The following is a 12699-nucleotide window of genomic DNA, read 5'->3' on the forward strand; positions in this document are numbered from 1 at the left end:
TCACCAGCCCGAGGCGGTGTAGACGACCGCGCGGGCCGAGGGGTCGCCCCAGGCCAGCTCCCGGAGCAGGGCCGCGGTGCCCTCGTCCGGGTCGATCAGCTTCACCCCGCGCCGGGCGTACTCCCGGCCGAGTTCCTCACCGACCATGCCGTTGTGGCTGCCGGTCGGCGCCCAGGGACCCCAGTGGACGGTGAGCGCGCGATGGCCCGTGCGGTCGGCCCAGTCGGCACCGAGGAGCTCCAGGGCGTCGTTCGCGGCGGCGTAGTCGGCCTGGCCGCGGTTGCCGAGGACGGCGGCGATGCTGCCGAACAGCACGGTGAACGCCGGTCCGCGCGGGAGGTCCTCCAGAGCGGCGAGCAGGGCGGCGGCCCCGGCGGTCTTCGTCCCGTACACGCGCCGGAAGGACTCGGTGCTCTTCTCGGCGATCAGCCGGTCCTCGATCACCCCGGCGGCGAAGACGACTCCGTCGAGCCTGCCCTGTTCGGCGTGGATCTCCTTGACCGCCTGCAGTGCGGCGTCCCGCTCGCGGAAGTCCACCGAACGGTAGCGGGCCTCGCTGCCGAGGGCGGTGAGTTCGGCGAGGGTACCGGTGATCTCCCGCTGGGCGAGGATCAGCTCGGCCGCCCGGTTGAGTTCCGCCGGTTTCAGCGTGCCGTCGGCGGCGAGGGCGGCGCGCAGTTCGACGGCGGTGCGGGCGGCGGCGGTGTGCGCGGGTTCGGGCGCGGTGGGGGCGGGGGTGCGGCCGAGCAGTTCGATACGGCAGCGGCTCGCGGAGGCCAGCGCGGTCGCGAACCTCGCGGTGATGCCCCGGGCGCCGCCGACCAGCAGCACCACGGAGTCCCGGTCGAGGCCCAGCGCGGCGGCCTCGGCGGCGCCGTCCCCGGCGGGGCCCGCTCCGGTGCTGCCGAGCGGCCCGAGGGGCGCGGGCACCAGCTCGAACCCGTGCCGTACGCCGGCGGCCGTGCGCAGCACAACGGGGGCCGGCTCCGGGGTGAGCAGTTCGGCGAGCACGACGTCGGCGACGGCCGCCGGAGCGGTGACGGGGACGGTGACGATCCGGGCGAGGGTGTCGGGGTACTCCCGGGCGACGCTGCGGAAGAAGCCGTGGAGGCCGGCCGACCGCGGCGCCTCGCCGCCGTCGGCCGGACGGACGGCCAGCAGACTGCGCGGGGCGCACGCCAGGGCCGCCCGCAGCACCGGGAAGACCTCGGGCAGCACCGGCGGCTCGGAGCCGTCGAGCGCGCCCAGGTGGAGGACGCCGTCGACCGTGCCGTCGGCCTCGCCGAGCAGGTGGTCGTGGCCGGCGGTCACCGCCTCGGCGCCGTGGGCGGTGAGCCGGGCGGCGACCTCGGCCGCGGTGCCCGAGCCGTCACCGAGGAGGACGAAGCGCAGACCGGACAGGACGGATGCGGGGTCCGCCGCGGTCTGTGCGTGCGGGAGGGGCACCGGGCGCAGCTCACAGCGCTCGGGGGCCTCGCCGACGGCCGGGGAGGCCGGCGCCGCGGGCACAGCCGGTGTCGCCGGTCGTTCCTCGGCCTCCCGGCCGTCGCCCCGCGCCGTTCCGTCGCCGCCGGTCCGTGCCGTCAGCCAGTCCGTCACGGCTGCGGCCGTACGTGCCTTGGTGAGTTCCTCCAGTTCCGCGTCGTCCAGGAGCTCCGCCCCGCCGGCGATCCCCAGGCGTCTGGCGAGTTCGCCCGCTATCTCGGCCCGTTTGATCGAGTCGATGCTCAGGTCGGCTTCCAGGTCGAGGTCGGGCTCGATCATGTCGACGGGGTAGCCGGTGCGCTCGCTGATGATCTCCAGGACGGCGCGTGCGACGTCCTGGCCGGATGCGGCCGGCTCGGGCGACGACGGCTCCGGCCGGTCGAGCGGGCCGGGCTCGGGCGGGATCGCCGCGGCGACGGCGGGCCGGCCCGGTTCGGGGAGCGCGACCTGCGGGAGGGCGGCGGGAGCGGCGGGTGCCGGCGGGGTCGCTCCGGGTGCCGCGCCGAAGTAGGTGAGCAGCACATCGCGCTGGGCGGCGATCATCTCCCGGCTGGTGCGCAGGTATTCGGAGATCAGCGCGTCCCGGCCGACCGGTTCGCCGTACGGCGGGTTCGTCGTCACTGTCGCCTCCACGACTCGTCGGGCCGGTGCGAGGGCACCGGGCAGAAGTGCTCCGTCGGCGGTGCGGACGAGGTGCCCGTCGACCGTCCAGCCGGGTCGCCGCGGCACCGGTGTCCGGATCGCGTCGACGGCGTCGCGGCCCCGGAAGAGCCAGGCGGTGCGCACCGCGAGCCCGGCGACGGCCAGCCGGGCGAGTGCGTCGAGCCAGCCGGCCAGACCACTGTCGGCGCGGGGCTCGCAGGCGACGGTGCGGTGCGGGCGGTCGCCGAGGATCTGGCCGACGAGCCGGGTCAGGACCCGGCCGGGCCCGGCCTCGACGAAGATCCGCGCTCCCGCCTCGTACATCGCCTCGATCTGGTCGGCGAAGGCGACCGGCGCGCCGATCTGGGCGGCGAGTTCCGCGCGGACGGCCTCGGCGTCCAGGGGGTACGGCGCGGCCGTGCGGTTGGCCCAGACGGGGAACTCGGGAGCTCGTACCGCCTTGTCCGCGAGGACCTTGGCGAACCGGTCCCCCGCGGCGGCCACCACCGGGCTGTGGAAGGCGCAGGCGACGGGGATGCTCCGCGCCGCGAGACCGGCCTCGCGCAACAGCCGTACGGCGGCCTCGACGTCCGCCGTGGGGCCCGAGATCACCGACTGTTCGGGCGAGTTGCGATTGGCCACGACGACCGTTGCGGGTGTCCGGGCGGCGCGCAGGGCCCGCTCGACGTCCTCGGCCGGGGCTCCGACGGCTGCCATGGTGCCGGGGGCGTCGCCCGCGGCCGCCAGGATGGCGCTCGCGCGCTCGGTGCTCAGCTCCAGGAGGGTCTGCGGGTCGAGGGCTCCGGCCGCGCCCAGGGCGACCAGTTCCCCGTAGCTGTGTCCGGCCGCGAGGTCCGGGTGGACACCGGCGGAGGTGAGGAAGGCGTGGGCGGCGAGGCCCGTGATGCCGAGCGCGGGCTGAGCGGCCCGGGTGTCGGTGAGTGCGGCCCGGCGGCGCTCGACGGCGGCTTCGTCGAACGCGGCCGGCGGGTAGAGCCGGTCGGCGTGGGCGCGGCCGAGCTCCAGATAGTGCCGCAGCCCTGGCAGGGCGACCAGCAGGTCGGCGAGCATGCCGGGCCGCTGGCTGCCCTGGCCGGGGAAGAGGAAGGCGACCTTGGCGTCGCCCGTCGGCCCGGCCGGGTCGCTCAGGTGGATGCCGGCGGCGGGATCGTGCTCCCCGGCCAGGACCCGGCGGAGCTGACCGGTCAGCTCCGCCACGTCACGGGCCACGACCGCCGCCCGCACCGGTTCGTGGGAGGTGTCCGCGCGGCGGGCCGCCGCGAGGGCGAGGTCGCGCAGGCGCCAGGGGTGGCCGTCGGTCTCGGCGGCCCCGAGGATCCGCTCGACGTCGCGGTGGGCCGCGGCGGTGTCCTTCCCCCGGAACAGGAACAGCTCCGCGGGCCAGGCGTCCAGGGTCTGCGCCGGCGCCACCGCGTCGCCGTACGCCCCGACGACCACATGGAAGTTGGTCCCGCCGAAGCCGAACGCGCTGACCCCGGCGAGGCGTTCGGCGGCCGCTGCCGCCCAGGGCTGGGCGCGGGTGTGGAAGGCGAACGGGCTGTCCTCCTCCGACCAGCCGTCGCCCGGCCGCTCCAGGTGCAGGGTGGGCGGCTTGACGCCGGTGTACAGGGCGAGCGTGGTCTTGATGAGGCCCGCCAGTCCGGCGGCGCACTTGGTGTGCCCGATCTGCGACTTGACCGAGCCGAGCGCGCAGGAGCCGGTCCCGGCGCCCGCCTCGGTGAACACCTCGCTGAGCACGGTGAGTTCGGTGCGGTCGCCGACCACCGTGCCGGTGCCGTGCGCCTCGACGAGTCCGACCTCGGCGGGTGAGACACCGGCGTTGCGGTAGGCACGCTCCAGCGCGGCCCGCTGTCCTTCGGGGCGGGGTGCGGTCAGGCCGAGGGAGCGGCCGTCGCTGGCGGAGCCGACGCCCTTGATCACTCCGTAGACGCGGTCGCCGTCGCGTTCGGCGTCCGCGAGCCGCTTGAGGACCACGCAGGCCACGCCCTCGCCGAGGGCTATGCCGTCGGCGGAGCTGTCGAAGGCGCGGGAGCGGCCGGTCGGCGAGAGGGCGTGCACGGAGGAGAACAGGACGAAGTCGTTGATGCCGTTGTGCAGGTCGGCGCCGCCGCACAGGACGATGTCGCTGCTGCCGGTGACGAGTTCCTTGCAGGCCACGTCGAGGGCGGCGAGGGAGGAGGCGCAGGCCGCGTCGACGGTGTAGTTGGCGCCGCCGAGGTCCAGGCGGTTGGCTATGCGGCCGGAGATGACGTTGGCGAGCATGCCGGGGAAGGAATCCTCGGTCAGCCGGGGCAGCTGGTCCTCCAGGCCGTCGGGGACCTTGCCGTAGTACGACGGGAGGACGGCGCGCAAGGTGACGGCGTTGGACAGGTCGCTGCCCGCCTCGGCGCCGAAGACGACGGAGGTGCGGGAGCGGTCGAACGCGCGCCCCCGGGCACCGTATCCGGCGTCCTCCAGGGCACGCCGGGCCGCCTCCAGGGACAGCAGCTGGACCGGCTCGATGCTGCCGAGGGAGGCGGGCGGGATGCCGTAGCTCAGCGGGTCGAAGGGGATGCGGGGCAGGAAGCCGCCCCATCGGGAGGCCGTGCTGCCGGCGGTGTGGTGCACGTCGGGGTCCCAGCGGTCGGGCGGGACCTCGGTGACCGCGTCGTGTCCGGCGATGATGTTCGCCCAGAAGGTGGCGAGGTCGGGGGCCTGCGGGAACATGCAGGCCATGCCGACGACGGCGACGTCGAGCGGCGCGGGGGGCTCCGGTTCGGCGGCCGGCCGGGGGGTGGGCCGTGCGGCCCGGGCGGTGAGGAAGTCGGCGGCGCCGTCGGTGACCGAGTGGTGCAGGGCCGCGACGGTGGTGGTCGACGAGCGCAGTACGGCGACCTCGCCGGCCATGAACATCCCGTCAGTGAGCTGGCGTTGCTCCTCCACACCGGACAACTCGCCCCGCGCGGAGCGCTCGACGCCCTTGCTGGCGATGCGCAGCCGCCCGACGTTCAGCCGCTCCAGCGCCTCCCACACCTCACGGTCGGGCAGGCCGGACGCGCGCAGCCGGGCCTCGTGGTCGTGGTAGCCGACGGTGAAGGGGCTCGGGACGCAGCGGGTGGCGTGGCCGGGCGCGGTCTCCAGCAGGGCGGTCGTGGTGGCGGTCAGCACCTGCCGCTGGAACAGCGGCAGGATCGCGCCGTGCGCCACGGCCTCCTCGGTGAAGAGGTAGGCGGTGCCCATCAGGACGCCGACGGCGGCGCCCCGGGCGGTGAGCGGCGCGGCGAGGGCGGCGGCCATCGCGGCGGACCGCTCGTCGTGGATGCCCCCGGCGAAGAACACCTCCAGCTGTCGCGCGGCCCCGGCGTCGGCCTCCGCCAGGAAGTCCTCCAGTACGGCGAGTTGGGCCTCCCACAGCGGGAAGGAGGCGCGCGGTCCGACGTGCCCGCCGCACTCGGAGCCCTCGAACACGAACCTGCGGGCACCGGCCCGCAGGAACTGTCCGAGCAGCCCTGGCGAGGGCACGTGCAGGAAGGTGCGGATCCCGGCGCGCTCCAGCGTCTCGGCCTGGGCGGGGCGTCCGCCCGCGATGATCGCGTGCGTGGGCCGCAGTTCCCGTACGGCCTCCAGCTGGGCGTTCCTGATGTTCTCGGGCGCGAAGCCGAGGACGCCCACGCCCCAGGGCCGGCCGTCGAGCACGGCACGCGCCTCGGTCAGCATCGCCCGGGTCCGTTCGCCGTCGGCGAGGGCGAGCGCCAGGAAGGGCAGGGCGCCGTCCCCGGCGACGGCCGCGGCGAAGGCCGCCTGGTCGCTGACCCGCGTCATGGGTCCCTGAGCGACCGGGAGCCGGGTTCCGAGCGCCCGGCTCATGGCCGAGCCGGGGCGCAGCGCCCGGCCGGACCCGCCACCGACCGCCTCCACGGGCTCAACGTCGACCGCCTTCACGGACCCGCCACCAGCCGCCTCCACGGGCTCAACGCCGGCTGTCTCCACGGGCTCACCGTCGGCCGGCTCCACCGGCCCCACGACCGCCGTGATCGCCGCCCGCACTTCACGCACCGTGCGCCGCACATCCCCCCACCGCTCGGCGAACCGTGCGGCGAGGAAGCCGTCCTGGCCCACCGGGAGGAGTTGGCGGCGCAGGTCCCGGGCGCCGAGCAGGGAAGCGACGGCCGCGGGGTCGTCGACGGGCGCGGGCGGGGTGCCGGGGCCGCGCCTGCGCAGGACCCGGTGTCCGGCCAGGACTACGGTCTCGGAGCCGTCCAGGGACCGCAGCGCGGCCCGGGTCGCCTCGGGCAGTGCCGATTCGGCCAGCAGCGCCAGCTGGCTGTCCAGGACCACACCGGCCGCGCCGCCGGCCACGGCGGCCGCCGCCGCGCGCGGGCCGATGCCTCCGCAGGCCCACACCGGAACGCCCGACTCGGTGTCGGCGAGGAGCAGTTGCAGCAGGACGAAGGTGCTCAGACCGCCGATCCGGCCACCGCTCTCGGCACCGCGGGCGATCAGCCCGTGCGCTCCGGCGCGGACCGCCTCCCGCGCCTCGGCCGGATCGGTGACTTCGGCCAGCACCCGATAGGACGCGGCCACTTCGCCCACGCCCCAGGGAGCGTCGGGGGCGAGGACCACGGTGTCGGGCGCCTGGTCCAGGTCGGCGGGGCGCAGGGTGCAGCGCCCGGCCACCCGGACCCCGAAGGGCCCGGGCGAGGCTCGTTCGAGCCGGTTCAGCTCCTCGCGGGACCGGCGGTCGCCGTCGCCCAGGTCGAGGACGCCGAGCGCGCCGGCACCGCAGGCGGCCGCGGCGAGCCCGGCGTCGGGCTCACCGAAGGGGGTGAGACACAGGATCAGGTCGTGGGCGCGCACAGGGGAGGTCATGTTGCTCCGAAGAAACAGCGAGACAGCACGGTGGGGGGTTTGTGCGGCGAGGCGCTGGTACGAGGCCACCGGAACCTAGCGAGCTGTTACTCACGGGTCAATAACGATGCGGCCCTTTTGTCGGCCGTGGCATCGATCCGGCCAGCCCGCCGAATTCCCCGCAAGCAATTGAAAATCCGATCAATCCCTGTCGCCGATACGGAGGCGCGGATTTCTCTTACCGCTCGGCACACCCGCACAAGTCCGGCAAAGCGCCAGGCGGATTCACCGCTCACACACCAGGCGGCAACACGCAGGGGCAGGGAAGCGGCTTCTGTAAATTCCGCATGACTTCGCCCCGGTGGCTCGATCCGGGCACGCCGCCCACCAGGGCCTGGCAGGACCCCACGGCAGCGGGCGAGGGCCACCCGCCGGGTGGCCCTCAGATGTCGCTCAGCCGAGCAGAGAACCCACGGCGGTCGAAGCGGAGGCGACCGCTCCGGAGACCGGGGGCGCGAGCGCGCCCACGAGGTCCCGGGGAGCCGCGGGCACGACCGGAGCGGGGGCGTCACCGGCGCCGACCTGGGCGATCCGGGGCTTGTACCGCCGTCCCGTCCCGGGCACCCGGGTCCCTGGCCCGGGCTTCTCCCCCGTGGCGCCCCCGCCGGGCCGCCCGACGGAAGGCCGCGCGGGACCGGACCGTCCCGCATCCGATGTGCCCGGAGCGTCCGGTGCGTCCCGTGCGTCCGGTGCGTCGGACGCGTGCGGCATCGCGACCGTTTCCGGTTCCAGGACCCACCGCTGCCTGCCGCCCCCGTCCCGGGCAGCCACCACCACGTGGCCGGAGGAGTCCCCGAGTCCGGGGGAAAGGGCGAGGCCCCTGGGCCCGCGGAGCAGGAGTTCGCCGCGGACCGTGAGGTCGTACGCCACCTCTCCGGCATGCACGACACAGCCGGACACCACGACCGCGCGCGTCCCGGGATCGGCGGCCAGGCACAGGGTGGGGTCGGCGGCACTGCGCAGCAGCCCGTCGTCCTGGTACGACCACTGCTGCGAACCGGCGGACGAACACCCGGCCAGCAGGACGGCGGCGCCCGGCTCGGCCCGGCCCCCGCGCACGTCCAGACAGCGCCCGGAGGCGGCACTGCGCAGCCGGCCGTGGGCGACCTCGACGGGCTCGCCGACCGAGGCGGTGGACGGGGAGGCCGCGGGTGGCCGCCCGCCGGTGGCGCCAGGGCGGGCGGACCGGCCGACCGGGGCGCCCCAGGTGGCGCCCGGTCCGGGGACACCGTTGTCGTCGGACCAGCTCCTGACCACGAGCACCGTGGCGAGCAGCGCGAGCGAGACGAGGCCGACGCCCACCGCCAGCGCGGTACGGCGCCTGCCCTCGGGTGCCGTGCGGCGCCTGCCGCCCGCCGCCGGGTGTACCGCCCGGGATTCGGACGGCCACTCGTCGACGGCGCCGCGGCCGGGCCGGGAGCCGAGGTAGCGGCGGGCGCCCCAGCCGAGCACGGTCTCGGCGAGCAGGACGTCCAGACCGCCCTCGACATGGCCGAGCTGCTCGGCGGCGTGGCGGCAGTGGCGACAGGCCGTCAGGTGCTGCTGCACATCGGGGAGCAGAGCGCCACCGCGGCGAATGGGGATGTCCAGGAGGCGGTTGTGGAAGCGGCATTCCCTGGAGGGCGCGAGTTCCCGGTGGGCGCGTACGCAGCCTGCCCGGAATTGCTCGCGGGCCCGCTCCAGGGCGGCCGTCGCGGTGGCCACGTCGATGCCCAGCAGACCAGCGGGTATGTTTATGGGCTCCGCCTCGACCTCGGTATGCCACAGAAGGCATTGGGAGGCGCCGGGCAGGGCCTGGAATGCGCGTTCGGCGAGTTGCCGCCTTTCGGGCGTGCCGGGCATTGTCGCGCGTAGACCACGGCCGCCGGTGGGCTTGCGCAATTCCGGCATGACCACGCAGGCCGCCTCGTCGCCGGCCCAGGCGCGGACGGTGTCACGAACGGCCGCCAGGAGCTGCGGGCGCAGAGCGCCGCCGGCCGCCCCGCCCGACATTCGGGCGAGTGCCCGCTGGAAGGCGGCGGTGGCCACCAGCTGGGCCGATGGTTCGGCGGCGGCCAGACAGACGACGGCGTAGTCGCGCGTGGCCCGCCAGTGCCGGGCCAGCAACAGGGCTACGGCGTGATGGCGGCCGGCGTCCGGACCGGCCAGCTGGGCGACGAGATCGCGGTCGGACTCTCCCGGCAGTGGACCGGGGCGCGGCGGGAACGGTGGGCGTGGGGGGTGGGGGGAGTGCACGAAACCAATTCCTTTCCAGCCGAAGGACGGCATGCGAAAGGGCGTCCTGTCGGAAAGCGGTGCCGGATTGGTGCATACCTAAAGGGCCGGCCTCGGTGTTCGGTCATGGCCTTTGCCCTCCCGTGGGGAGGCTCACCTTCGCACACGCGACTCTCAGGAAACAAGAAGTTCGATTGACTCGATCTCAGAATCCGGGAAATACACAATAGTTACCGGCGGTATCCACACACGGGATCTCCAACTTCCCGGCGACCGCCGCACGGTGGCCCGCCCACAGCCGGTTCCCACGTTTCTCTGGGTGCGCTCCCATCCGCGTGCACCAGCATGACCGCATGACCGCCCCCCGCTCCACAGCGACCCCCGCCTCCCCCCGTCCGGTGCGCAAGGCGGTCGTCCCGGCCGCCGGGCTCGGCACCCGGTTCCTGCCCGCGACCAAGGCGACGCCGAAGGAGATGCTCCCGGTCGTCGACAAGCCGGCCATCCAGTACGTCGTCGAGGAGGCCACCGCGGCCGGTCTCGACGACGTCCTGATGGTGACCGGCCGGCACAAGCGGGCCATCGAGGACCACTTCGACCACGCCTTCGAGCTGGAACAGGCACTGGCGGCCAAGGGCGACACCGTGCGCCTGGACGCCGTGCGCGATCCCGCGCGGCTCGCCGACATCCACCACATCCGCCAAGGCGACCCGCTGGGCCTCGGGCACGCCGTCCTCTGCGCCCGCCGCCACGTAGGGAACGAGCCCTTCGCCGTCCTGCTCGGCGACGACCTGATCGATCCGCGCGAGACCCTGCTCAGCCGCATGCTGGAGGTCCGCGACCGGTACGCGGGCAGCGTGGTCGCGCTGATGGAGGTCGACCCGGCGCAGATCCACCTCTACGGATGCGCGGCGGTGGAACCGACCGGCGAGAAGGGCGTCGTACGCGTCACCGGTCTCGTGGAGAAGCCGTCGGCGCACGCGGCGCCGAGCCGCTACGCGGTCATCGGCCGCTACGTCCTCGACCCCGCCGTCTTCGGCGTCCTGGAGCGCACCCCGCCCGGGCGCGGCGGCGAGATCCAGCTGACCGACGCCCTCCAGGACCTGGCCGCGGCCGGCACGGTGCACGGGGTCGTCTTCGACGGCCTGCGCTACGACACCGGCGACAAGGCCGACTATCTGCGCACGGTGGTCCGCATGGCCTGCGCCCGTCCGGATCTCGGCCCCGAATTCACCGGCTGGCTCAGGGAGTTCGTGGCGCGCCTGGAGGACGGCGCGGGCCGCGGGGCGGACACCCGGGACCGCCGCCCGGCCGCCTGAACGGGTACGGCAAGAAAAGGAGAGGGGCCCGGCCGGGCCCCTCTCCCACGTTCCGCGTCAGTCCTTAGTTGTTGGGCCGCAGCGTCCACACGACCTGCATCTCGCCCGTCACCGCGCCGTCCGCGCGCCGGATCTCGATCGACACCGGGAACTCGGGACGCTGTCCCGCGTCCAGCTCGGCCACGACGTCGGCGGCCGGGCGGCCCAGGGTCGCGGTCGCGGTGACGGCGCCCATCGCCAGCTTCTTGTAGCCGATCTCGGCCCGCACGGCGAGCGGCACGGCACGTGAGAGCTGGTCGCCGAAGGCGGCGAGGACGATGGCGCCGCTGGCCGATTCGCCGAGGGTGAACATCGCACCGGCGTGCGGGCCGCCCACATGGTTGTGGTACGCGCCCTGGTCCGGCAGGGACACCACGGCCTTGTCCGCGGAGGTCTCCACGAACTCCAGGTTCAGCGTCCGCGCCATGGGCACGGTGGCGGCGAGCATCTCGCCGATCGACATCTGGTCTGTGCTCATACGGTCATGTTACTCACGAGTAGCAGGGCCTGACCAGAGTGGAGCCCCACTTCGCTACAACCTCGGCAAGGGGTGGTGACCGAATCGTGTCCCTGACGCCGCTAGGGTGGGCGCCCATGTGGCCAGGACAGCAGCAGCCGCCCGGGGGCGAGCAGAACCCGCAGAACAACCCGTACCAGCAGCCGGGGTACCAGCAGCCGAATCCGTACCAACAGCCCGGCTACCAGCAGCCCGGACCCTATGCGCAGCAGCCGCAGTGGGGGGCTCCGGCACCCGCGGGCGCCCCGCAGCCCGCGCCGGGCGGCGGGGGTGGCGGGAACCGCACGAAGCTCGTGGCGATCGTGGCGGCCGCGGCCGTGGTGGTGGCCGCCGGCGTGACCGCGTTCCTGGTCCTGGGCGACAAGGACAAGAAGAAGGACGAGGCCCACAAGCCGAGCGGCCCGGCCACGTCGTCGTCGTCCGACCCGAGCGCGTCCGCGTCGGGTTCGAGCGACGACCCGCGCGGCGACCAGACCGAGAAGCCGACGATCGCCGGCTGGAAGGTCGTGGTGAACCCCAAGTGGGGCGTCGCCTTCGACGTGCCGTCGGACTGGGAGGTCCAGGAGCCCGGCCGCTTCGTCAACTTCGACTTCCCGAAGAGCGAGAAGGACAAGGGCATCACCATGTCGGGCCTCGCCGAGTACAAGTCCAAGTGGTGCACGTCCGACGACGACAGGGACGGCCGCACCGAGTCCACCCCGCTGGCGGTCGTGGGCTCCAAGGGCGCGAGCGGCGCCAAGGACTCGGACCAGATCGCGATCAACACACCGCCCTGGTGGGTCTACGGCGGCTACACCATGCCGGACAAGAAGAGCATCTCGTGGGACAAGAAGCCCACTCCCTTCAAGTCCGCTTCGGGCGTCGAGGGCAGCTACGCGTGGGCCCAGTCGACCCACACCCCGCGCAAGGGCAAGTGCGTGACCGACGGCAAGGCGCTCACGTTCGGCTTCCAGAACTCGGCCCACGACTATGTGTCGTTCGACTTCTACGGGGCCACGGGCGTGAAGGACGAGATCCCCAAGGCGACCGTCCTGAAGATCCTCAGCACCATCCGGCTGCACGGGTCCCCGGAGTCCGACTGAGCCCGCGGGGCGTTCCGGCCCGCCGTGTCGCGGCGGGCCGGAACGCCGTGGAGGCTCAGCCCTGCCGCAGGTAGCCGCGGTAGATCCAGTGGCCGTACAGCGTGGGCGCACCGTTGTCGGAGACCTGGCAGTTGGAGATGCACTCCCAGGTGCCGTTGCTGTTGTCGCACTCGTAGTAGGAGACGACGTGGTGGCCCTTGCCCGCGTGACCGATCACCGTGCCACGGGGGCTCGGCGTCTTGTGGATGGGGGCCTGGTCCTTGGTCACGACGTAGTGGCGACCGACGGGCTGGCAGCGGATCGAGGAGGAGGCCGAGGCGGGCGTCGCGACGACGGCCGGCACGGCCGCACCGATGAGCGCGGCCGTGCCGATGAGGGCTGCAACATGCTTGCGCATGAAGATCCTTTCTTCTTTTGTCACACATTTCCGTCACATTCACCACAAATAGTCATGAACATGACGCAATCAGCTTAAAAGACTCCCTCGGAACAGTCA

At 74.0% G+C, this 12699-nt stretch carries 6 protein-coding genes; 2 read left to right on the forward strand and 4 right to left on the reverse strand.

Translation table 11 applies throughout. The annotated features are described in order from the left end of the window. Both AVL59_RS32935 and AVL59_RS32940 read right to left on the reverse strand, forming a co-directional pair. Positions 1–6996 (reverse strand): type I polyketide synthase, encoded by a 6996-nt coding sequence (locus AVL59_RS32935; RefSeq protein WP_067311977.1) that lies wholly within the window; start codon positions 6994–6996, stop codon positions 1–3. 432 nt (positions 6997–7428) lie between these two features. Further along, positions 7429–9270: an RICIN domain-containing protein gene (locus AVL59_RS32940; protein WP_167549309.1), complete on the reverse strand. Its 1842-nt coding sequence runs from the start codon at positions 9268–9270 to the stop codon at positions 7429–7431. A 332-nt stretch (positions 9271–9602) separates the two neighbouring features. Between AVL59_RS32940 and galU the strand changes: the two genes are divergently transcribed. Then, the gene (gene galU, locus AVL59_RS32945; protein ID WP_067311979.1) at positions 9603–10565 is read left to right on the forward strand and encodes a UTP--glucose-1-phosphate uridylyltransferase GalU; all 963 of its coding nucleotides are present in this window, start codon (positions 9603–9605) and stop codon (positions 10563–10565) included. A gap of 64 nt (positions 10566–10629) precedes the next feature. Here galU and AVL59_RS32950 read toward each other — a convergent pair whose 3' ends face one another. Then, on the reverse strand, positions 10630–11082 hold the full coding sequence (locus tag AVL59_RS32950; RefSeq protein WP_208870480.1) for a DUF4442 domain-containing protein: 453 nt from the start codon (positions 11080–11082) through the stop codon (positions 10630–10632). 116 nt (positions 11083–11198) lie between these two features. Between AVL59_RS32950 and AVL59_RS32955 the strand changes: the two genes are divergently transcribed. Further along, positions 11199–12203 carry a DUF8017 domain-containing protein gene (locus AVL59_RS32955; RefSeq protein WP_067311986.1) on the forward strand — a complete coding sequence of 335 codons (1005 nt, stop codon included), beginning with the start codon at positions 11199–11201 and terminating at the stop codon, positions 12201–12203. A gap of 55 nt (positions 12204–12258) precedes the next feature. Here AVL59_RS32955 and AVL59_RS32960 read toward each other — a convergent pair whose 3' ends face one another. Beyond that, positions 12259–12600 (reverse strand): hypothetical protein, encoded by a 342-nt coding sequence (locus AVL59_RS32960; protein WP_067311989.1) that lies wholly within the window; start codon positions 12598–12600, stop codon positions 12259–12261. Positions 12601–12699 lie beyond the last annotated feature (99 nt).

Origin of the sequence: Streptomyces griseochromogenes (genome assembly GCF_001542625.1) — a bacterium.
Lineage (GTDB): Bacteria > Actinomycetota > Actinomycetes > Streptomycetales > Streptomycetaceae > Streptomyces > Streptomyces griseochromogenes.